Here is a 21,534-nt window from a genome sequence, read left to right as displayed (position 1 = left end):
CGCTAGGAGGATAATGTTCTGATTAAGTTAGAGAAATCTTCTTTGATGTCGTGGCTTTCTTCACGCAATTGCTCAATCTTGCGGCAAGCATGCAACACCGTGGTATGGTCGCGGCCACCAAACGCATCGCCGATTTCAGGCAGGCTGTGGTTGGTTAACTCTTTTGCCAGCGCCATCGCCATTTGGCGCGGGCGGGCCACCGAACGAGAACGCCGTTTGGAGAGCAGGTCAGCGACCTTAATTTTATAATATTCTGCGACAGTCTTTTGAATATTATCGATGGTAACCAGCTTTTCCTGCAATGCCAGCAAGTCACGCAGAGCTTCGCGAACAAAATCAATGGTGATTGCCCGACCGGTAAAGTTGGCATTAGCTATCACACGGTTCAATGCCCCTTCCAGCTCACGCACATTGGAACGCAGACGCTTGGCAATAAAGAACGCAACCTCACCGGGCAAGCGAATATCATTTTCATCCGCTTTCTTCATCAGGATCGCGACTCGGGTTTCCAGTTCCGGCGGCTCAATAGCAACCGTTAAACCCCAGCCAAAACGCGATTTCAAACGATCTTCGACGCCATTGATCTCTTTTGGATAGCGATCTGAGGTCAAAATGATCTGCTGATTACCTTCCAATAAGGCATTAAAGGTGTGGAAAAACTCTTCCTGGGAACGCTCTTTATTGGCAAAGAACTGAATATCATCGATTAATAATGCATCAACGGAACGATAATAGCGTTTAAATTCTTCTATCGCGTTGTTCTGCAAAGCCTTAACCATGTCCTGTACAAAACGCTCCGAATGCATGTAAACCACTTTGGCATTGGCTTTACGCGCCATGATGCCATTCCCTACTGCATGTAACAGGTGAGTCTTACCCAAACCTGTACCGCCATAGAGGAATAACGGGTTATATGCGCCACCCGGATTATCAGCAACCTGACGTGCCGCAGCACGAGCCAGTTGGTTGGATTTACCTTCAACGAAGTTATCAAATGTGTGCTTCGGGTTCACATTCGAACGGTAAGAATGTTCAGGTTGAGCGGGCGAACTGTCCCAACTCGGGCGTACAGGGGCGCTGCGGGTAACCGGAGCGACAGGTGCACTAACACTGGCGGTTACTGGATGGCTGTGTGTTCTTACCGCCGGTTTACTCCCTACTTCAAAACGCAGTAAAGGAACCTCGGAACCACAAAAGTCATTAAGTAAGCCATTGATATTGTTTAAGTACTTATCACGGACCCAGTCCAGTACAAAACGATTAGGGGCGTAAAGCGCCAGAGTATTGTCACTCAGTTCCGCCTGTAGGGGGCGTATCCACATACTAAATTCTGTGGCAGGTAACTCATCCTGCAATCGGGCAAGACACTGCTGCCAAAGCGAAAGTGACACGGCGGACTCCACTCGAACAAGATCAATAAAAGAAAGAAATCAGGATTTTTTGTAACTCATCGTTTTTGACACACGCCAATATGGCCTGTAGCAAGCCAAAGTGACATGCGAACCGTTTTTCGGTTGTTTTTACGACTAACATCCCCCTGCGATCCCGGAGTAGTGATCCAGAGTAGCGGATGCGATCGGAATGGCGGATCATAGCGCAAAAGGAGCAATAGATCCTCCCCTTCCTCACAGATTAGATCCTTTTTATCCACAGGACATAACTTCTGTTAGGAGTGTAACCCAGTGCACAGCTTTTCGTGTCCCTCATCAGCAATAATCGCAAAATATTTCAGAATATACTGGTATCACCTTCCCCTTTTCTAACAACTGATCCTCATTAATCCACAAAGGATCTCACGGTGATCCTTGCGATTTGTCTGGGAGTCCGTATAATCCTCAGCCCTACGTGTGATGCCTGTGTTCTTGATGGCTTTGGCCAAAAAGAAACCAGCGGTGAACACGGGCAGGCTCTTGGTAAACTCCCGATACAGAAAACTTCTGTGCGGGCGGGCGCAATGTCAATTGACTCAGGACTGTACAATTATTACAATCCCGCTTCTTTATATGTTGCGATTGAGGCGTCGGTGTCTTCACTCCGAGCAGCCAAACGCGTTTACTGAATCAGTAATTATTTTAAGTTTAGGTAGAAATCGCTATGAAACGCACTTTCCAACCGTCCGTATTGAAGCGCAACCGTAGCCACGGTTTCCGTGCTCGTATGGCCACCAAAAATGGTCGTCAAGTTCTGGCTCGCCGTCGTGCGAAAAGCCGTACTCGTCTGACTGTTTCTAAGTAATAAAAGCTAACCATCTCAGTGGTTAAGCTAGCATTTCCTAGGGAGTTACGTTTGTTAACTCCCAGTCATTTCACTTTTGTCTTCCAGCAGCCACAACGGGCTGGCACGCCGCAAATCACCATCCTCGGCCGCCTGAACGAGCTGGGGCATCCCCGCATCGGTCTTACCGTCGCCAAAAAACATGTCAAACGTGCTCACGAACGTAACCGGATAAAGCGCCTCACACGCGAAAGCTTCCGTTTGCATCAGCATACGTTACCGTCTATGGATTTTGTCGTTTTGGTGAAAAAGGGTGTGGCTGACCTCGATAACCGTGCGTTGACGGAAGCTTTGGAAAAATTATGGCGTCGCCACTGTCGCCAGGCTCCCGCATCCTGATCGGGCTAATCAGGGGCTATCAGCTCGTGATTAGTCCGCTGCTGGGGCCGCGTTGTCGTTTCCATCCGACATGCTCTCATTATGGAATTGAGGCATTGCGCCGGTTTGGGATGATAAAAGGCAGTTGGTTAACACTGAAACGCGTATTAAAATGCCACCCTTTGAACCCAGGTGGCGATGATCCCGTGCCGCCGAAACCCGACGATAACAGAGAACACTAACGATGGATTCGCAACGCAATCTTCTACTCATCGCTCTGCTGTTCGTGTCTTTCATGATCTGGCAAGCCTGGCAAGTGGATAACAGTCCACAACCAGCCGCTCAGACCACGCAACAGACTGCGAATACTGCTACCGGTGATAAAGCAAGCCAGGCTGTGCCCGGCAGTGGTCAGGGTCAACTGATTACTGTAAAAACTGATGTGCTGTCTCTGACCATTAATACCCGTGGTGGTGACATCGAGCAGGCTAACCTGCTGGCTTACCCGGATGCTCTGGGTTCAGATAAAACTTTCGAATTACTGGAAACCACTCCAGCTTTCGTCTATCAGGCGCAAAGCGGCCTGACAGGCAAAAGCGGCCCGGATAATCCAGCTAACGGTGAGCGCCCACTGTTTGAAGCGCCTCAAACCAGCTTTGTATTGGCTGACGGTCAGGATGAACTGCGTATTCCATTGACCTTTACCGGCAAAGATGGCTCCGTTTTCACCAAGACTTTTGTGCTAAAACGTAACGATTACGCCATTGGCGTGGATTATCACGTTAAAAACGCCTCTGCTGCCCCGCTGGAGCTGACGCTGTTTGGCCAGTTGAAGCAAAGCATCAATTTGCCTAAACACCGTGATACCGGCAGCAATAACTTTGCGCTGCACACCTATCGTGGCGCGGCTTACTCTTCTGATGACACTAAATATAAAAAATACAGCTTTAGTGATATCGAAGACAAAAATATGGACATCACCACCAAAGGTGGCTGGGTAGCCATGTTGCAACAGTATTTTGCAACCGCCTGGATCCCGGCAGCTAATGAAACCAACACTTTCTACTCTTCTGATTTGGGTAATGGTCTGGCGGCTATCGGCTTTAAAGGTGCGCCAGTTATTATTCAACCGGGTGAGCAGAAACAACTGGGTGCTACCTTATGGGTTGGCCCAGAAATTCAGGACAAAATGGCGGCCATTGCGCCACATCTGGACCTGACTGTTGATTATGGTTGGTTATGGTTTATTTCTCAGCCACTGTTCAAACTGTTGAAATTCATTCACAGCTTTGTCGGTAACTGGGGCTTCTCCATCATCGTGATTACCTTTATCGTGCGCGGTATCATGTACCCGCTGACAAAAGCGCAATACACCTCGATGGCGAAAATGCGTTTGCTACAGCCTAAACTGGCTGCCATGCGTGAGCGTATCGGTGACGATAAGCAGCGTATGAGTCAGGAGATGATGGCGCTGTACAAAGCTGAGAAGGTTAACCCGCTGGGTGGCTGCTTACCGCTGGTCATTCAGATGCCTATCTTCCTGGCGTTGTACTACATGTTGATGAGTTCCGTTGAGTTGCGTCATGCGCCATTCATCCTGTGGATTCATGACCTGTCAGCACAAGACCCGTACTACATTCTGCCGATTCTGATGGGTATCACCATGTACTTCATTCAGAAGATGTCACCAACTACCGTGACGGACCCAATGCAGCAGAAGATAATGACCTTTATGCCAGTTATCTTCACTGTGTTCTTCCTGTGGTTCCCGGCTGGTCTGGTACTGTACTATATCGTCAGTAACCTGGTGACCATCCTGCAACAGCAGTTGATTTATCGTGGTCTGGAAAAACGTGGTTTACATAGCCGCGATAAGAAGAAACAGTCTTAACATGATAGATACCCCAGTCACTGGCATACGTCAGTAACTGGGGAGAGCAGCTAACAAACGCTGCGACTGCAATTAAGAAGGGTATATGAGGCGGTCATAGCTATATGACCGCCTTATTCTTTTAAAGAGAGAAATAACCATGAGCACCACTGATACTATCGTGGCACAAGCAACCCCGCCAGGCCGTGGTGGTGTTGGTATTTTACGTGTTTCAGGTCGTGCTGCCGCAGACGTGGCGCAGGCGGTTTTGGGCAAATTGCCCAAGCCTCGCTATGCCGATTATCTGCCGTTTAAAGATACTGATGGCAGTACATTAGACCAAGGTATCGCTCTCTACTTCCCCGGCCCCAATTCCTTTACTGGCGAGGACGTGCTGGAACTGCAAGGTCACGGTGGTCCGGTTATACTGGATTTACTGTTAAAACGCATTCTGGCGCTGCCAGGGCTGCGCATTGCCCGTCCGGGTGAGTTTTCTGAACGCGCGTTTTTAAATGACAAGCTGGATTTGGCTCAAGCAGAAGCGATTGCCGACCTGATTGATGCCAGCTCGGAGCAAGCCGCCCGCTCAGCAGTAAATTCATTGCAGGGTGCATTTTCAGTTAAAATCCATCAATTGGTGGAAGCACTTACTCACTTGCGAATCTACGTCGAAGCTGCCATTGACTTCCCCGATGAGGAAATTGACTTCCTTTCTGATGGCAAGATTGAAGGCCAGTTGAACGGTGTGATGGCCGATCTTGAGCAGGTGCGCACTGAAGCACGGCAAGGCAGCTTGTTGCGTGAAGGGATGAAAGTGGTCATTGCCGGCCGCCCAAATGCCGGTAAATCAAGCCTGCTCAATGCGTTAGCGGGCCGTGAAGCGGCAATCGTAACCGATATCGCAGGCACAACTCGTGATGTTTTACGGGAACATATTCATATCGATGGGATGCCATTGCATATCATCGATACTGCTGGCTTACGTGAAGCCAGTGACGAAGTTGAGCGCATTGGTATCGAACGGGCGTGGAATGAGATAGAACAAGCAGATCGCGTACTGTTTATGGTTGATGGTACGACGACTGATGCCACCGAACCGGCCGCTATCTGGCCTGAGTTTATGGCCCGCCTACCATCGACTCTGCCCATCACCGTGGTGCGCAATAAAGCGGATATCACAGGTGAATCGCTGGGGTTAACCGAAGTGAATGGTCACTCACTTATTCGCTTATCGGCCCGTACCGGCGAAGGTATTGATCTGCTGCGTAGCCATCTTAAGCAGAGTATGGGCTTTACCAGTAACACCGAAGGTGGCTTCCTGGCTCGCCGACGCCATTTGCAAGCGTTGGAAACCGCTGCCCAGCATTTGGTGCAAGGCCACGAACAGTTAGTAAGCGCTTACGCCGGTGAGTTACTGGCGGAAGAGCTACGTTTAGCACAACAGTCATTGAGTGAAATTACCGGCGAATTCAGCTCAGATGACTTACTGGGGCGCATTTTCTCCAGTTTTTGTATCGGAAAATGAGTGTGATGTTATAGAGCTGGAGCAGATTATCGCTAATTTTGATAATCTGACTCTATGAGTCCGAACTGTTAGAGTCTCGACCGACGGTAGCTCGAACACTTAACTTTATTCATAAACTGAGGTATCCATGATTATAAAACCACGTGTACGCGGCTTTATCTGTGTGACTGCTCACCCGGCGGGCTGTGAAGCTAACGTCAAAAAGCAAATCGACTATGTCACAGCAGAAGGCCCAATTGCTAACGGCCCAAAACGAGTATTAGTGATTGGTGCGTCAACTGGATACGGGCTGGCAGCTCGAATCACAGCAGCATTTGGTTGTGGTGCCGATACGCTGGGTATTTTCTTTGAACGCCCAGGAGAAGAAGGTAAACCGGCGACCTCCGGCTGGTACAACAGCGCAGCTTTCCACAAGTTTGCTGAGCAGAAAGGTCTGTATGCGAAAAGCATCAATGGCGATGCTTTCTCCGATGAGATCAAACGACTGACCATCGAGGCTATTAAGCAAGATCTGGGTCAGGTTGATCAAGTTATCTATAGCCTGGCCTCGCCGCGCCGCACTCATCCAAAAACCGGCGAAGTGTTTAACTCCACACTGAAGCCAATCGGCCATGAAGTTAAATTCCGTGGCCTGGATACCGATAAAGAAGTTATCAAAGAAGTTGTGCTACAACCCGCAACCCAAACCGAGATAGACAACACGGTAGCAGTGATGGGGGGCGAAGACTGGCAGATGTGGATTGATGCGCTACTGGAAGCTGGCGTGCTGGCTGAAGGGGCACAAACTACCGCCTTTACTTACCTGGGTGAAAAAATCACTCATGATATCTATTGGAACGGTTCTATTGGCGCAGCCAAAAAGGATCTGGACCAAAAAGTTCTGACTATCCGCAATAGCTTGGCTGCCCATGGTGGCGGTGATGCCCGGGTATCCGTGTTGAAAGCGGTAGTGACTCAGGCAAGCTCCGCTATCCCAATGATGCCACTGTATTTGTCATTACTATTCAAGGTGATGAAAGAAAAAGGCACTCATGAAGGCTGCATCGAGCAAGTTTATTCGCTGTATAAAGACAGCTTGTGTGGTGAGGCACCGCATCTGGACGCCGATGGCCGTTTACGTGCTGACTACAAAGAACTGGCACCAGCAATTCAAAACCAGGTACAAGCATTGTGGGATCAAGTCACCAATGACAATATCTACCAATTGACTGACTTTACCGGTTATAAGACTGAGTTCTTAAACCTGTTTGGGTTTGCCGTCGACGGTGTGGATTATGACGCTGACGTAAATCCTGATGTAAAAATCCCTAATCTGATTCAGGGCTAAACTCCGGTTATAGCGATAGAACCCGCTGCGCAATTTGTACGCAGCGGGTTGATAATCCGCCTTTCGTTCCAATCGCCTAATAAAAAACACTAAATCCATTATCTCTATAATAGATAAGCTAAGATCATTTTCTTCGTTTACGCTTCATCCCCGCAATGTTTGAATGATTTCATTCTTAGTTATCCCGCTTTTAGCTAAAAGAATAACCGGCAACATAATAAATAAAGCCTCTGGTAGAGACTAAATTAACACTATTCCACAGGGAAATTATGATGAGAATGCGTTCACTAACGATACCTTTATTTAGTTTAATTATTGTTACTTCACTAAATGCCCATAGTGAAGAAAATAAAGTTATCAAATTGGGATTTAATCCTGGCCCTTATAAAGAACAATTTGAAAAAGGTGTAGCCCCTTATCTGATCAACAAAGGCTATCGCATCGAATATAAAGATTTTAATGATGGTATCCAGGTTAATAATGCCGTTAGCACTGGCGAGATTGATGGCAATATCATGCAACACCCTATTTATCTGCAAGCGATAAATGAGCGTCTGCGGATTGATAATACCGGTATTGTTCAGGTCCCAACGCCACCGATGGGACTGTATTCTGATAAATATCAGCAAAGCCAAAAAGACCAAAAAGACCAAAAACCCAAAGAAGGTGCTTTGATTTCAGTCCCTAACCAGCCCTCAAATGAGTACCGCGCAGCACTGTTATTGCAATCTATCGGCTGGATAAAGCTAAAGGAAAAAATTGATCCAGCGACCTTCTCGCAAAAAGACATAGCAGAAAATCCGTACCATCTGGTGATCAAAGAGATGGATAATGCCCAGCAAGTCAGAGCATTACCTGATGTCGACTTTGGTGCTATTCAGGGTAATTTTGCTGTATCTAACGGTATAAAACTCAGCTCAGCACTGCAACTTGAAAAACCAACCACACAGTTTGTGAATGTGGTAACTGTCGCCGGTAAAAATAAAGATGCAGAATTTGCCAAGGATATTATTGCGGGATACCACTCGGCGGAGTTCAAAAAATACATTCTGGGAAATGAGAAATACACCGGTTATATGCTGCCTGATTATCTTAAGTAATGGAATAATCTGATGATTGAACTTCAGCATATTTCTAAAACCTTTGAGCGTAAAGGTGTAAAGCTACAAGCGCTTAATAATGTTAGTTTAACCATCGAAGATGGCGATATATTTGGCATTATCGGTTATAGCGGTGCAGGGAAAAGCACCTTATTACGAATGGTAAACTCATTGGAAAGTCCAACATCCGGTGATGTGATTATTGATGGTAATAATCTACATGATTTTAGTCATGAGCAACTCAGGCTACTTAAAAAAAACATCGGAATGATATTCCAGAATTTTAACTTACTGGAGTCAAAAACTGTTTTTAAGAATGTCGCTATGCCGCTCATCTTATTAGGTAAAAATAAAAAATTCATTCAGGAGCGCGTCGCTGAATTGCTGGATTTTGTTGGGTTAGGTGATAAGAGCCATAGTTTTCCTAATGAATTATCGGGGGGGCAGAAGCAGCGGGTAGGTATTGCTCGTGCGCTGGCAACCAATCCATCAATTCTGCTGTGTGATGAGGCCACATCGTCACTGGATCCACAAACCACCGCCCAGATTTTATTATTACTGAAGAAAATTAATCAGCAATACAATATTACAGTGTTGCTGATTACCCATGAAATGTCCGTCATTCAAAAAATCTGTAATAAGGTCGCGGTTATGGAAAACGGCCAAATAATTGAGCAGGGTTCGGTATTAACGGTTTTTGGCCACCCCACTCACCCCACAACCCTTAATTTCGTCCGCACCGTAATCAAGGATAGCCTGCCCGATAGTGTGAGAAAACTGTTAGATAGCAGTCATGCTGGCCGCCAATTTCGTTTAGCCTTTATGGGGGCGATTGCGACGCAACCGGTGATAAATCAACTTATCAGGCAATATGATGTGGGCGTGAATATTCTATTTGCCAACATGTCGGAGATACAAGACACCACATTGGGTCATATGGTGCTGCTGTTAAGCGGTGACAACAACCTCATTGATAGTGCCGTCACGCATCTGGCTGGAACAGGAATTGATATACAGGAAATACATTAATGATCGAAACCGCAATTACGTTGGACCAATTTGTCCAGGCGCTACACGACACACTGGTTATGGTCAGTATTTCATTGGTGATCGGTTCTCTTATTGGTATCCCACTGGGAATCTTATTGGTGGTAACCCGGCCCGGAGGGCTAATTAACCATCGCACTTTTTATAATATTCTTAACCCGGTGATTAATATCATCCGATCACTGCCCTTTATTATTTTGATGGTAGCGATTATCCCACTCACCCGCTTGATCGTGAATACCACTATCGGAACACCAGGGGCCATCGTGCCATTGATTATTTTTATCGCACCTTATATTGGCCGATTAGTAGAAAATTCATTATTAGATGTTAACCCCGGAATTCTCGAGGCAGCAAAATCGATGGGTGCCACGCCCCTTCAGGCGATTTGGTATTTTCTATTACCCGAAGCACTGTCATCTTTGATATTGGCACTGACCACAGCCACCATTGGCTTGATTGGTGCTACCGCCATGGCAGGTACTGTCGGCGGCGGTGGGATTGGTGATCTGGCTATAACCTATGGCTATCAGCGCTTTGATACGTTCGTCACTGTGACCACGGCCATTGTATTGATTATCACCGTGCAGTTAATCCAATCACTGGGAAATTTATTTGCCAGTAAAATTCGCCGTGAGTGATAAATAATCCCCCCTTTCAGCTAGACAGAGGGGATTCAGATAACTAACAAGTCAAATGAAGGGGAAACGTGCCGTTGGGGTCGCTCTTAGTTTCAAATACAAGTGCGTAAGCCACCGAAGCGCCCTTAGGTACGGTCACCCCTTTACACTCCATTGATTAAACCTTAAAGCCGCTAATCACACTCTCCAACTGTAAAGTTTGATCCTGCATCGCCTGAGCCGCAGCAGCAACTTGTTGCACTAGCGCCGCATTTTGCTGGGTTGAATTATCCAACTGATTGATTGCCAGATTAACCTGTTCGATACCCAAACTTTGTTCCTGACTGGATGACATGATTTCATTCATTAATGCCGCCACATTGGACACCCCGCTCATTAAATCATCCATAGTGGTGCCCGCGTCAGCCACCAAGCCAGTACCAATGGCAATATCAGCCACCGAGTCCTCGATCAGTTTTTTAATCTCACGAGCAGATGTCGCTGAACGCTGCGCCAGATTACGCACTTCTGATGCCACCACCGCAAAACCACGGCCTTGTTCACCCGCTCTTGCTGCTTCTACCGCCGCATTAAGTGCCAATATATTGGTTTGGAAGGCGATACTGTCAATCACACTAATGATATCGACTATTTTCTTCGATGAATGATTGATTGAACCCATGGTATCCACCACCTGTTTCACCACCTTGCCACCTTTCACCGCAACAGTAGAAGCATCTCTCGCCAATTGGTTGGCGTGACTGGCGTTATCCGCATTTTGTTTCACCGTGCTGGTAAGTTCATCCATTGAGGCTGCGGTTTGTTCAATTGAACTGGCCTGATCTTCAGTACGGGCGGATAAATCCAGATTACCGCTAGCTATCTGGCGCGATGCTGAGGCAATAGCCAGGCTACTTTCACCGACTTGCCGCATCATTTGCTGTAAATAGTCGATAAAATTGTTGAAACTTTGGTTAATTGCATTGAATTCCGGGCTATTACTTTCCGGTAAGCGCTGAGTCAAATCAGCCCCTCCCGCCGATAATGCAGTGATATTCTCTTTCAAAGCCGCTAAGCGTTTCATAAAGACGCGGATAGAAAACACCAGTAACAAAAGCAATAACAGCATAATTGGAATCTGTACTAACCCCAGATGCAACAGGATGGCATGGCTCTGTTTCACCAATAAACTGGTTGGTAAGTCAGTAACCAAATACCATGGGCTATTGGCGATCGGGCGAATAAACAGGGTGTGAGAGGTTCCGTCGACATCAAATTCACTCTCCAGTGCTTTTTGATCTTTTAACTGCGGCAGTAACCGCTGGGTTTCAGCCGCCATCGGCGAGTTGGCCGCAAAGTCAGACAGATTTTTTAATTCGGCTTTGCCATCCGCCAGAGCACTGCTGCCGACAATCTTGCCATCAGCTTCGACAATCAGAATAGTGCCATTCACTTTCTGTTCCATTTCTTTAACCAAACGGTTAAAGAAACCTAAGGTAACGTCAATGGTTGAAACACCGTATGCCTCATCACCTTTATAAATTGCCATCGCGCAGTTGGTTCTTGGCTGTGGGCTGGCATCATCCTGGTAGGCCTTAGCCCACGCGCAGAAGCCTTTAGGCGCATTTAAGCCATCTTTGTACCATGGTTGCTCAAAATAATTTTGTGATTCTGGCGAATTCCAATGGGTGTTGACCGTTAACTTATTTTCTCCATTACGGGCAAAGAAAGTGCTGAACTTAGTCACCCCTTGCTCACGTTTATTAGGTAATGGCCAAATGCCACCACCAAACACATTACTGTCGCCGTACTGATCCACCAGCCCCGGTAATAGTTGATCAATGCTATTGCTGTCCATAATGGCAACAGCCTGTGTAATGCTGCGGGCTTGCGCTTCCACTTTGTTCATTTGCGCCGTGATTGCCGTCGCAATTTGGTCAACGCTATTACCAACAATGGTACTTTCAGATTGTTTGAGTTGTGGTGTCACAAAAAGCTGAATAACCACCACGGTGATTATCAGTAATAAAATAAAAAACGCACTGACGAGTAAAGTAAAGCGGGCTTGAGTGGTTTTTAGCATTATCGTGTCGCTCAATTAAGAGAGCTGGATAGCTCCAGATCTATTAACGGCATTTTGCGCACAGACTTGATGACTGATAAAAACGATTTTTCCGTTCCTCTCCTGCGGTCACAGTTTCAGCGTAATAATTCCCCCCCCTAACACAAATTTAAGTGATGTTTAAATGTCGTCATACGCGAGATAGTCATTGTTTTATCGCATAAGTTTGGCCTACTCTGGTAACAAATAGCCAATAGATTTCAAAATGCAGGTGAGAGGCCAACACACCTGCAATAAGAAAGATGACGGGTATAAAGCCTCATCCATTTACTGAACGGGAGTATGTCATGCCACAGCAATCCCTTAAAATTGTTACCCTACTGGGTAGCCTGCGTAATGGTTCTTACAATGCGATGGTAGCCCGCGCACTGCCTAAATTAGCCCCTTCAGGCGTCACCATTGAAGCACTGCCTTCTATTCGTGATATTCCGCTTTATGATGCTGATGTTCAGCAGGAAGACGGCTTCCCGGCTACAGTTCAAGCTATTGCTGAACAGATTCGTCAAGCTGATGGGGTTATCATCGTCACACCGGAATATAACTATTCGGTGCCAGGTGGATTGAAGAATGCGATCGACTGGTTGTCTCGCTTGCCAAACCAACCACTGGCAGGCAAGCCAGTTGCTATTCAAACCAGCTCAATGGGGCCGGTGGGTGGAGCACGTTGCCAGTATCACTTACGTCAGATCCTGGTTTTCCTTGATGCGATGGTGATGAATAAGCCTGAATTTATGGGTGGCGTGATTCAAAGCAAAGTGGATGAGCAAGCCAAGGCGTTGATTGATCAAGGAACTTTGGATTTCCTTACCAGCCAACTGGCAGCCTTTGTGACCTATATTGATCGTGTCCGCGTAAAATAACCCATGATTCAAACCCCCACTGGCCGCTGGTGATTGGGGGTTACTCTCTTGACCCACACATGTTGGATGCTGCTAAATGGCCGTTAAAATCACTGTCTGGCTTATCCTGACCCTGATATCCACTCTCTGGCTGGGTTGGTATGGCTTAAATGAGCAGCAAACTGAGCGTGAGGCCGAATTTCGTATTACCCACCGTGAATTGAGCCAGCAATTGGCCCAGCAACAGGCTATTTTGTTTCTGACTCTTGAACCGAACCAACTGTCGCAACTACAGCGCCATTTCCCGCAATTAGTCGCAATTAGCCAAACTAAAGCCGACAAATCAAAAGCAGGCCAGTTAACGCTGCAAGTTCACGGCGGTGATTATCAGCTATCGAACTCATACAATGGCAGTGGCTTGCAGATTAATGGGTTAAAACTGTTGCAGGTAGTGGGTTTACCGGAAAATTTCGACAGCGTGACATTACGCTATCAGCAACATCCGTTAGCTGTGCTGGGCAAGCCAAATCCAGACAGCTTTTGGCAATGGCAAAAACCATTGGGAGAGGGCGCTCAATCCTTTGCGTTAACTGGCTATGCAACTCCTCTTTGGCGTGACCTGCCTTGGTTAACTGCCCTCCTGCTTTCACTCATATGGGGAGCTACCCTCTATGGTTGGCACCGTTGGCAGCTGTTGGCGCAATACCGCAATCGCGCCGAACAACGGGCTAAATTTGCTGATCAAGCCAGACTCAATGCCATGGGGGAAATTGCCACAGGTATTGCCCATGAGTTGAACCAGCCACTCACTGCCACCCTGACGTATAACCAAACCGCTCTGCGGTTATTACCCGCGCAGGACGACAAAATCACCCCACTGCTACGGGCGTCGGTTGAGCAAATCAAACGGATTTCGGCGCTACTGGAGCGGCTACGCACATTACTCAGCCGTGGGCAGGTGAATTTACAACCGGTGGTGGTAGCGGATATCTGGTTACGCGTGAATGCTTTATTAAGTAATGAGATAGCCGCCAGCAAAGTAACGGTTGTGAATAGTATTCCAGCGAATTTACCGCCACTCTCGGCCGATCCTTTATGGCTGGAGCAAATTCTGCATAATTTACTCAGTAATGCTATCCATGCCGTACAACATACTGCGACCCCGTTAATTTATTTCACTACCCGCCTGCAACCACAGCAATGGCTAATTCAGATAGAAGATAATGGGCCGGGGCTAAGCCACCAGCAGTTAGACCACCTGTTCACACCTTTTTATACCACTCGCGAGAGTGGCCTGGGATTAGGGCTAACCCTGTGTGAGACATTGGTACAGCGAATGGGAGGTGACATAAAAGCCGCAAACAGTGAACATGGCGGGGCTTGTTTTATCCTAACCTTTCCCCTGATTGGCGAGAATACGCATGACAAAACACATTTATCTGATTGATGACGATGACGGTGTTCGCGCCGCGCTAACCGCATTACTCGCCACCCTGGGCTGGGAAGTAAAAGCATTCAGTGACGGCCAGTATTTCCTCGATACATTGGCAATAACCCAGCCAAGTTGCGTACTGCTGGATATCAGAATGCCGGGTAAGAGTGGGATGGCAGTATTAGAAGCCATTCAATGCCGTGATAGCACTCTTCCGGTCATCATAATGACTGGGCACGGTAATATTGAATTGTGCCGCCGGGCATTTAAAGGTGGAGCGCTGGAGTTTTTGACCAAACCTATCGACGCCGATGTGCTGATCGAGACGGTCGGCATGGCACTGGAGCAACATGAGCAAGCGCTGGCAGTGAAAAAGCAGCAAGTGAGCTATCAACAGTTACTTAGCCAACTCTCACCCCGCGAGCGGGAAGTCGCCGCGTTGATTATCCAAGGGGAAACCAGCAAGCAAATCGCCCATATGTTGTCACTTTCACCGCGAACCGTTGAAGCGCACCGCGCGAATATATTCTCCAAGCTGGAGGTCAACTCGCTGGCATCACTTATTCATCACTATCACTTATCCTCCCAATAATCCCCAAGGCAATTGGCGTTACAGGTAGGCTGCCAATATACTCTAAATAATTCGAGTTGCAGGAAGGCGGCAATTGAGCGAATCCCCTGGAGCTTACTCAAGTAAGTGACTGGGGTGAACGAATGCAGCCAACGCACATGCGGCTTGAAGTATGACGAGTATAGGTAGAAGTACGGAGTAAAACGGGTAGTTAGCCGAATGTTTTTTCACCACTTATCGCCGTAACATAGCGGCACAGTGATTAAATCACTTCGCTAACAATAAGGATTTTATATGATCAAGCCTATTGCCCTGACCTCCGCCTTATTCATTGGCCTGATAGCTCAAGCCTCTGCTGCGGGTCTGAACACTGAACGTAATATCTCTCAGGCGCTGGCCACCGATTTGGCCAGCCGCACCCTCGCTGTTTGCCAGGCGGATGGTTACAACGTGGCGGTAACCGTCGTTGATCGCGCGGGCATCATCAAAACCGTGTTACGTGCTGATAATGCCGGCCCGCACACCGTTAAAGCCAGCGAGCAAAAAGCCTTTACGGCACTATCGACTAAAACCCCAAGCGGGCAAGTGATGGAAAACAGCCAAAAGACACCTGCGGCCAATAACCTGAAAGACATTCCAGGGTTCTTGCTGTTAGGGGGTGGCGTACCAGTGAAAGCAGGGGACGAGGTGGTCGGTGCAGTGGGTGTTGCCGGAGCACCCGGTGGGCATTTGGACGCACAATGTGCGACAAAGGCACTGGAGCAAATCAGCGCTCAGTTAAAAGCATAAGATTATAACGACAACGCCCCCACCCTCGGTGTCGAAAGTGGGGCGTTTTTATGATCGGCTATCAGTGATCAACAAAGGCAATTTTCAGCACAAACAGCAGCGCAACAACCACTACGCATGGGCTGATTTCACGCCAACGACCCGTACCCAGCTTCATCAGGCAATAAGAGATAAAGCCCAGCGCGATCCCTTCAGTGATAGAGAAACTAAACGGCATCATCACCGCGGTAACAAACGCAGGAACGGCTTCAGTCAAATCATCCCACTTCACCCGTGACAGGCTAGATGTCATTAGCACGCCAACATAAATCAACGCACCGGCAGCGGCATAAGCAGGCACCATACCGGCCAGGGGTGACACAAACATCACCAGCAGGAACAAGATACCAACCACAACGGCCGTTAAACCAGTACGACCCCCGACAGACACCCCTGAGGAGCTTTCAATATACGCGGTCACCGATGAGGTACCGATAAAAGCACCGGCTACCGAGCTGATGCTATCCACGTTCAGCGCTTGCTTCATGCGCGGGAACTTGCCTTTATGGTCGGTTAAGCCCGCTTTATCCGTGACGCCGATTAATGTGCCGGATGAATCGAACAGGTTAACCAGCATGAAGGAGAAAATGATCCCCGCCATACTTATATTCAGCGCTCCGGCTAAATCCACCTGCCCGACCACAGAAGTCACACTGGGCGGCATGGAGAAAATGCCAGAGTAATGTACATCACCCAGCGCCCAGCCAATCAGCGTGGTGACCACAATCGACACCAGCACCGCAGCATGAATATTGCGAGAGGCCAGAACCGCAATAATAAAGAAGCCCAGCGCACCTAACAGCACACTGTGAGAAGTCAAATTACCTACCGCGACTAAGGTATCCGGGTTTGCCACCACGATACCGGCATTTTTCAGCCCCATCATGGCAATAAACAGGCCAATACCACTGGTAATCCCCACCCGTAGGCTCAGTGGGATGTTAGCAATCATCCAATACCGGATGCGGAAAATGGTCAGCAAAAGGAAACCGATTGCGCCCCAGAAAATAGCACCCATGCCGACTTGCCATGAAATACCCATCGCGCCAACCACCACAAAAGCGAAGAAAGCGTTAAGCCCCATCGCCGGAGCCAGTGCTACCGGTAAGTTAGCCAATAAGCCCATAAAGATGCTACCAAAGGCGGCAATCAGGCAGGTTGTCACGAAAACAGCCCGCACATCCATACCCGCAACCCCTAAAATCTGTGGGTTTACGAACACGATATAGACCATGGTCAAAAAGGTAGTGATACCGGCAATCAGCTCAGTACGTGCCGTGGTACCGTGCTGTTTCAGTTTAAATACACGTTCGAGCAGCCCCTGCTCAGTATCAAGGTTTGGTTTACTCATTCGAAGAGTTCCACAGAAGGGAGTGATAGTCGGGGGATATCCTATAACAAAAAACTATTGTTTAGAGCGGGATCACACTCTTTTTTGGCTATTTTTTATCTTCACTGTTGCGCAACAACGCCTTCATTATGACTACATATTATTCAACCCGTTGTATTTTATTAACTTGTCATTAGTTTTTCTGCTAGTAGGGTCAATAAACATCGCATTCTTACTCAGGATGATTAAAGTGAAGTGAACGTAGATCTGCACAATTTAAGGATAAGTAGAGTGAATAACATTGAATGCGTCATGTTCGATTGCGATGGCACCTTGGTTGACAGTGAAGTCCTGTGTTGTCGTGCATACGTCGTGATGTTTGCCCATTACGGTATCCACCTGTCGCTGGAAGAGGTGATTAAGCGTTTTAAAGGGGTAAAACTGAATGAAATAGTCGCGCTGGTGAGTAAAGAAAACGGTCTGGATGAATCAATAGCAACGCTGGAAAAACTCTACCGCGCTGAGGTTGCACGCCTGTTTGATGCCGAATTACAGCCTATTGCAGGGGCAAAAGCGCTATTGGAGCAAATCACCCTGCCCGTCTGCGTGGTCTCCAACGGGCCAGTGAGCAAAATGCAGCACTCCCTTGGCCTGACTGGCCTGCTGTCTTTCTTTGATACACGCCTCTATAGCGGTTACGACATTCAGCGTTGGAAGCCTGATCCCGCGCTGATTTATCACGCGGCAAAAGAGATGCAGGTGGCCGCCGAGCACTGCATTTTGGTGGAGGACTCCGCGGCCGGCACCCACGCTGGGATTGCCGCAGGGATACCGGTATTTTACTACTGCGCCGATCCACACAACCAGCCGATACACCACCCGCTAGTCACCATGTTTGATGATATGCAGCAACTGCCTGACTTGTGGCGCGAAAGAGGCTGGCAGATTACTCATCATTAGTGTGCCGACGGCGCTGGTTTATGACTCAACCAGCGCCATGGACGTTTAATGGCACTTTGTTTCTTAATCGCATGCTGTGGGCTAAAACGGCGGTTGAGGCCATTTGCCAATAAATCCAAAGCCAGGCATAAAACGAAGTAGACCAACGCGACAAATAGAAACACTTCCATGGGATAAACCATGCTGCGGTTATTGACCTGAGTTGCCAGAAAAGTCAGTTCATTCACCCCAACTATATAAGCCAGCGATGTGTCCTTAATCAATGAAATCCATTGATTGATAAATGATGGCACCATCATGCGCAATGCTTGCGGCAAGACCACAAACCATAAAACCTGCCAGCGGTTAAAACCTAGCGACAGCCCAGCCTGCCACTGCCCTGCACCAATCGCCACAATCCCCGCTTTTACTGCGTGCGCCAGATAGGCGGAAGCAATCAATGCCAGTGCACACACCACCGTGGTGATTTCGGGGATATCCACACCAAATACAATTGGCAGCAGGAAGTAGGTCCAAAAAATCAGCATTATCACCGGGATGGCGCGGAAAAAGCCCAAAAAAGCCGCCAATACGCCCGCCCAAACACCACGAGACATTGCCAGCAATACCCCCAGCACGGTCCCTAAGATTGCGGAGGCTACTCCAGCCATGATACTGATCAGTAGGGTTAATGCCGCCCCACCCAGAGGGCCATCGGGGAAAGTACCCCACAGTAGATAAGTCCAGTTATCAGCAATAATTGTAAAATCCATCTCAATGCCCCCTGATGGTGGTTCGCTGTTGACGCCACATGCCCCAGGCTTCAATCAACGCGATAATGGCGATATACAATACTGTTGCCACACCAAAGGCTTGAAATGTCCGCAATGTTTCGGTTTCAACCTGACGAGAAGCATAGGAAAGCTCAGCCACCCCGATAGCCATCGCTAAAGAGGAGTTTTTAATAATATTCATGTACTGGCCCAGCAATGGCGGCATGGCAATTTTCAACGCCTGCGGCAACACCACATGGCGCATCGATTGCCAGCCCGTTAACCCCAGCGCATGTGCCGCGTATTTTTGCCCTTTAGCGACACCGCTGATCCCAGAACGTAATTCTTCAGCAATAAACGCCGTGGAATAGAGGGTTAGCCCGATAAACCCGGCTAAAAATTCAAAAGAAGGCCAACTTAACGTGAGTCCGATAAAGGTGATTTCATGGGGTGTATTGAGCCATGGAACCCAGGAAGCAGGCAGAAACTGACTGGCAGCAAAATACCAAAAGAACAGTTGGATCAGCAGCGGCGTATTGCGAAATAGCGTGCTGTAGCCAACAGCAAACCACCGCAGCGCTTTGAGTTCGCTATCTCTGGCGGCAGCGAGAAAAAAGCCTAATAACGTGGCAGCAACCACCGTGCAGGCAGAAATCCACAACGTAAGCAGAAACCCCTGCCACAGCCAGTTAAGATATTGCGGGGCCAACAACCAATCAGTGAGATGATGTAGATTCATAGGTCTTGATACCCATATCGCGCTAAAAGCATCTCAATAGCTATTATTAGCTGTGCTGTAAAATCCATCTTACCTATCCCCCATGGTGTTAATCACTAACGGATTACAATGCAAGCAGCCCCACATCGTGGCAATGCAGGGCTTTAATGTTCTCACTTCAAGGACGAAGGATTTATTAGGCTTTAGGTTGCTGATCCAGTGGCGCAAACTTAAACTCACCGCGCGGCTGGGCTGCATTGGTTGCTGGGCCAAACCAACGATCATAAATCTTCGCCGCTTCGCCATCTTTTTCCAATTTCACCAGTGTTTCGTTAATACTTGCCGTTAAGCGCTCTTCACCCTTAGGAATACCAACCCCTTGGTACTCTTTGGTAATACTGAACGGTGAGATCTCAAAATCAGCTTTTTGTGCCGCCGGTAAGTTACCGAGCAGGCCGACAAGTTTCGCATCATCCTGGGTGATAGCTTGAACGTTACCATTACGCAAAGCAGTAAATGCCAGCGGTGTATCATCGTAAGAAATCACTTTTGCGGTTGGATAATGCTCCCGCAGGGTAATTTCCTGAACCGTACCTTTATCCGCACCAATACGTAATTTGCCGATATCTTCAGGTGTCTTTAGCACCCCTTTATGCGCGATAAATTTCTGACCCGTAGCGAAATAGGGCAGGCTGAAGTTAACTTCCTTAGCGCGCTCATCAGTAATAGTGAAGTTTGCCGCAATCAGATCAACTTTCTTCGATGTCAGTAATGGAATACGGTTGGCCGGGTTAGTGGCGCGTAGTTCTACTTTTACACCGAGATCTTTCGCGATAGCATTCGCCACGTCCACGTCATATCCCACCAGCTTTTTAGTCTGTGGATCGATATAACCAAATGGAGGGTTACTATCAAAAACAGCAATCCGCACCACACCTGCTTGCTTGATATCATCCAGTTTATCAGCGTGGGCTGTGCCAGACAGCGTCGCCAGACCAGCTAACAGCGTTAATGCCAGTGCGCTTTTTTTTGTGGACAGAGATTGCTTCATTGAAAGCTCCTAAGGTGATTGAGATGTTGCGATGTGGATAAGCTATCAATTCGGCGTTAGGTCAGGAAATAATATAAAACGATATATTTATAACTAATTAATCTCAGTCAATTAGTCTGATTATATTGGCAAAGAAAGTGGGATCGGTGGCAAAGGAAAATGAGGAAAATAGGGAGCCTTAGCGTGCGTCCCAAAACCTGTTTCTGAAGTTGTAGGTTGAAAAATGCTGTGTATTCAGCAAATAAAAAAACAATCGATGAAAAAACATCCAAAAAAGTGAGCAAGTAACACGATCGTAGCCCTAAAATTTGGCTCAATCGTGTTATTAGCATGTATTAGAAAAAAGTGAACTGGCAGAATTATTTGCTACTGGAACTAGCATCAGATCGGACTTCTTCTGTATTAGCCTTTTCCTGAGGCACTATTACAGCAGGTTTTACTTTACCCTTGCTTTGGCTGTCAGATTCCTCTGTTATCTCAGACTGGCCGATAAAGACGCCACCTTTCTTGATTGAGAAATTACTGCCTTTCACAATGCCGTTTAAACGACCATTTTCCAGAATTTCCAGATGATCAGAAACACAGATCCCTTCAATCCGTCCATCCACCGTAATGTGTGGTGCGGTTAAATTCCCCTCAATCTTGCCACTGCGCATCAGCCTTATGGTGCCATCACTAACGATAATATCGCCAACCACTACACCATAAATTTGAATGTCGCCATCAAGCCTAACATCACCTGTTAATTGCGTACCTGCGGCGATAACGGTATTTGTTTTAGTTGTATCTGGTGACAAATCAGTTAATGGTGAATGGGCCTTATGGGAAATATTCGTCACAGGAAACACCT

Annotated in this window: 21 protein-coding genes; 14 read left to right on the top strand and 7 right to left on the bottom strand. The window is 47.7% G+C overall.

What is annotated here, in order from left to right; translation table 11 throughout:
* Positions 1–2: 2 nt before the first annotated feature.
* Positions 3–1,391 carry a chromosomal replication initiator protein DnaA gene (gene dnaA / locus V1952_RS04895; protein ID WP_083161536.1) on the bottom strand — a complete coding sequence of 463 codons (1,389 nt, stop codon included), beginning with the start codon at positions 1,389–1,391 and terminating at the stop codon, positions 3–5.
* A gap of 703 nt (positions 1,392–2,094) precedes the next feature.
* Between dnaA and rpmH the strand changes: the two genes are divergently transcribed.
* The 9 genes from rpmH to V1952_RS04850 all read left to right on the top strand — a co-directional run bounded on the left by rpmH (position 2,095) and on the right by V1952_RS04850 (position 10,102).
* Complete coding sequence (gene rpmH, locus V1952_RS04890; RefSeq protein WP_004393543.1) at positions 2,095–2,235, top strand: 50S ribosomal protein L34; 141 nt, start codon at positions 2,095–2,097, stop codon at positions 2,233–2,235.
* 18 nt (positions 2,236–2,253) lie between these two features.
* A complete protein-coding gene (gene rnpA / locus V1952_RS04885; protein ID WP_025380108.1) occupies positions 2,254–2,613 on the top strand; it encodes a ribonuclease P protein component in 360 nt (119 codons plus the stop codon).
* Complete coding sequence (yidD, locus tag V1952_RS04880) at positions 2,577–2,834, top strand: membrane protein insertion efficiency factor YidD (RefSeq protein WP_032906726.1); 258 nt, start codon at positions 2,577–2,579, stop codon at positions 2,832–2,834. Before rnpA ends, yidD begins: the two co-directional genes overlap by 37 nt.
* Positions 2,835–2,836: 2 nt before the next feature.
* Entirely contained in the window at positions 2,837–4,483 is a 1,647-nt protein-coding gene (gene yidC / locus V1952_RS04875) for a membrane protein insertase YidC (protein WP_083161538.1), read from the top strand.
* Positions 4,484–4,622: 139 nt separating this feature from the next.
* On the top strand, positions 4,623–5,987 hold the full coding sequence (gene mnmE / locus V1952_RS04870; protein ID WP_420074399.1) for a tRNA uridine-5-carboxymethylaminomethyl(34) synthesis GTPase MnmE: 1,365 nt from the start codon (positions 4,623–4,625) through the stop codon (positions 5,985–5,987).
* A 127-nt stretch (positions 5,988–6,114) separates the two neighbouring features.
* Positions 6,115–7,314, top strand: coding sequence for an enoyl-ACP reductase FabV (fabV, locus tag V1952_RS04865; RefSeq protein WP_420071194.1), 1,200 nt, complete (start codon positions 6,115–6,117; stop codon positions 7,312–7,314).
* A 272-nt stretch (positions 7,315–7,586) separates the two neighbouring features.
* Entirely contained in the window at positions 7,587–8,414 is an 828-nt protein-coding gene (locus tag V1952_RS04860) for a MetQ/NlpA family ABC transporter substrate-binding protein (protein ID WP_420074398.1), read from the top strand.
* Positions 8,415–8,426: 12 nt separating this feature from the next.
* Entirely contained in the window at positions 8,427–9,443 is a 1,017-nt protein-coding gene (locus V1952_RS04855; RefSeq protein ID WP_372560195.1) for a methionine ABC transporter ATP-binding protein, read from the top strand.
* Positions 9,443–10,102, top strand: coding sequence for a methionine ABC transporter permease (locus V1952_RS04850; RefSeq protein WP_420074397.1), 660 nt, complete (start codon positions 9,443–9,445; stop codon positions 10,100–10,102). Before V1952_RS04855 ends, V1952_RS04850 begins: the two co-directional genes overlap by 1 nt.
* A 157-nt stretch (positions 10,103–10,259) precedes the next feature.
* On the opposite strand, the gene V1952_RS04845 is transcribed toward V1952_RS04850, so the two are convergent.
* Positions 10,260–12,164 (bottom strand): methyl-accepting chemotaxis protein, encoded by a 1,905-nt coding sequence (locus V1952_RS04845; protein WP_372560193.1) that lies wholly within the window; start codon positions 12,162–12,164, stop codon positions 10,260–10,262.
* Positions 12,165–12,490: 326 nt separating this feature from the next.
* Between V1952_RS04845 and V1952_RS04840 the strand changes: the two genes are divergently transcribed.
* The 4 genes from V1952_RS04840 (at position 12,491) to V1952_RS04825 (ending at position 15,834) form a co-directional block, all read left to right on the top strand.
* On the top strand, positions 12,491–13,063 hold the full coding sequence (locus V1952_RS04840; RefSeq protein WP_372560192.1) for an NADPH-dependent FMN reductase: 573 nt from the start codon (positions 12,491–12,493) through the stop codon (positions 13,061–13,063).
* A 76-nt stretch (positions 13,064–13,139) separates the two neighbouring features.
* Entirely contained in the window at positions 13,140–14,489 is a 1,350-nt protein-coding gene (locus V1952_RS04835) for a sensor histidine kinase (RefSeq protein WP_420074396.1), read from the top strand.
* Complete coding sequence (locus tag V1952_RS04830) at positions 14,464–15,066, top strand: response regulator transcription factor (RefSeq protein ID WP_420074395.1); 603 nt, start codon at positions 14,464–14,466, stop codon at positions 15,064–15,066. Before V1952_RS04835 ends, V1952_RS04830 begins: the two co-directional genes overlap by 26 nt.
* A 273-nt stretch (positions 15,067–15,339) precedes the next feature.
* Positions 15,340–15,834: a GlcG/HbpS family heme-binding protein gene (locus V1952_RS04825; protein WP_005186737.1), complete on the top strand. Its 495-nt coding sequence runs from the start codon at positions 15,340–15,342 to the stop codon at positions 15,832–15,834.
* Between the two features lie 61 nt (positions 15,835–15,895).
* Here V1952_RS04825 and V1952_RS04820 read toward each other — a convergent pair whose 3' ends face one another.
* Positions 15,896–17,224: an NCS2 family permease gene (locus tag V1952_RS04820; protein WP_420074394.1), complete on the bottom strand. Its 1,329-nt coding sequence runs from the start codon at positions 17,222–17,224 to the stop codon at positions 15,896–15,898.
* Positions 17,225–17,494: 270 nt separating this feature from the next.
* Between V1952_RS04820 and yieH the strand changes: the two genes are divergently transcribed.
* Complete coding sequence (gene yieH, locus V1952_RS04815; protein ID WP_083161558.1) at positions 17,495–18,163, top strand: 6-phosphogluconate phosphatase; 669 nt, start codon at positions 17,495–17,497, stop codon at positions 18,161–18,163.
* Here yieH and V1952_RS04810 read toward each other — a convergent pair.
* The 4 genes from V1952_RS04810 to V1952_RS04795 form a co-directional block, all read right to left on the bottom strand.
* On the bottom strand, positions 18,160–18,915 hold the full coding sequence (locus V1952_RS04810) for an amino acid ABC transporter permease (protein WP_420074393.1): 756 nt from the start codon (positions 18,913–18,915) through the stop codon (positions 18,160–18,162). The two genes, yieH and V1952_RS04810, sit on opposite strands and share 4 nt — an antisense overlap.
* Before the next feature lies 1 nt (position 18,916).
* Positions 18,917–19,654 carry an amino acid ABC transporter permease gene (locus V1952_RS04805; RefSeq protein WP_420074392.1) on the bottom strand — a complete coding sequence of 246 codons (738 nt, stop codon included), beginning with the start codon at positions 19,652–19,654 and terminating at the stop codon, positions 18,917–18,919.
* A gap of 175 nt (positions 19,655–19,829) precedes the next feature.
* A complete protein-coding gene (locus V1952_RS04800; RefSeq protein WP_420071198.1) occupies positions 19,830–20,684 on the bottom strand; it encodes an ABC transporter substrate-binding protein in 855 nt (284 codons plus the stop codon).
* Positions 20,685–21,043: 359 nt separating this feature from the next.
* Complete coding sequence (locus V1952_RS04795) at positions 21,044–21,532, bottom strand: bactofilin family protein (RefSeq protein ID WP_420074391.1); 489 nt, start codon at positions 21,530–21,532, stop codon at positions 21,044–21,046.
* Positions 21,533–21,534 lie beyond the last annotated feature (2 nt).

This window comes from Yersinia sp. 2542 StPb PI (assembly GCF_048593855.1).
GTDB lineage: Bacteria > Pseudomonadota > Gammaproteobacteria > Enterobacterales > Enterobacteriaceae > Yersinia > Yersinia enterocolitica_E.
Note: the sequence above shows the minus strand (reverse complement) of the source record. Positions and strands in the feature narration are given on the sequence as shown.

What these genes read in the sequence shown, in the direction of transcription:
- V1952_RS04855 (WP_372560195.1), top strand. Translation starts at nt 8,427, where the DNA reads ATGATTGAACTTCAGCATATTTCTAAAACCTTTGAGCGTAAAGGTGTA.
- V1952_RS04810 (WP_420074393.1), bottom strand. Translation starts at nt 18,915, where the DNA reads ATGGATTTTACAATTATTGCTGATAACTGGACTTATCTACTGTGGGGT.
- V1952_RS04820 (WP_420074394.1), bottom strand. Translation starts at nt 17,224, where the DNA reads ATGAGTAAACCAAACCTTGATACTGAGCAGGGGCTGCTCGAACGTGTA.
- V1952_RS04845 (WP_372560193.1), bottom strand. Translation starts at nt 12,164, where the DNA reads ATGCTAAAAACCACTCAAGCCCGCTTTACTTTACTCGTCAGTGCGTTT.
- V1952_RS04830 (WP_420074395.1), top strand. Translation starts at nt 14,464, where the DNA reads ATGACAAAACACATTTATCTGATTGATGACGATGACGGTGTTCGCGCC.
- rpmH (WP_004393543.1), top strand. Translation starts at nt 2,095, where the DNA reads ATGAAACGCACTTTCCAACCGTCCGTATTGAAGCGCAACCGTAGCCAC.
- V1952_RS04825 (WP_005186737.1), top strand. Translation starts at nt 15,340, where the DNA reads ATGATCAAGCCTATTGCCCTGACCTCCGCCTTATTCATTGGCCTGATA.
- V1952_RS04850 (WP_420074397.1), top strand. Translation starts at nt 9,443, where the DNA reads ATGATCGAAACCGCAATTACGTTGGACCAATTTGTCCAGGCGCTACAC.
- yidD (WP_032906726.1), top strand. Translation starts at nt 2,577, where the DNA reads ATGGCGTCGCCACTGTCGCCAGGCTCCCGCATCCTGATCGGGCTAATC.
- mnmE (WP_420074399.1), top strand. Translation starts at nt 4,623, where the DNA reads ATGAGCACCACTGATACTATCGTGGCACAAGCAACCCCGCCAGGCCGT.
- V1952_RS04840 (WP_372560192.1), top strand. Translation starts at nt 12,491, where the DNA reads ATGCCACAGCAATCCCTTAAAATTGTTACCCTACTGGGTAGCCTGCGT.
- fabV (WP_420071194.1), top strand. Translation starts at nt 6,115, where the DNA reads ATGATTATAAAACCACGTGTACGCGGCTTTATCTGTGTGACTGCTCAC.
- yidC (WP_083161538.1), top strand. Translation starts at nt 2,837, where the DNA reads ATGGATTCGCAACGCAATCTTCTACTCATCGCTCTGCTGTTCGTGTCT.
- V1952_RS04860 (WP_420074398.1), top strand. Translation starts at nt 7,587, where the DNA reads ATGAGAATGCGTTCACTAACGATACCTTTATTTAGTTTAATTATTGTT.
- V1952_RS04805 (WP_420074392.1), bottom strand. Translation starts at nt 19,654, where the DNA reads ATGAATCTACATCATCTCACTGATTGGTTGTTGGCCCCGCAATATCTT.
- V1952_RS04800 (WP_420071198.1), bottom strand. Translation starts at nt 20,684, where the DNA reads ATGAAGCAATCTCTGTCCACAAAAAAAAGCGCACTGGCATTAACGCTG.
- V1952_RS04835 (WP_420074396.1), top strand. Translation starts at nt 13,140, where the DNA reads ATGGCCGTTAAAATCACTGTCTGGCTTATCCTGACCCTGATATCCACT.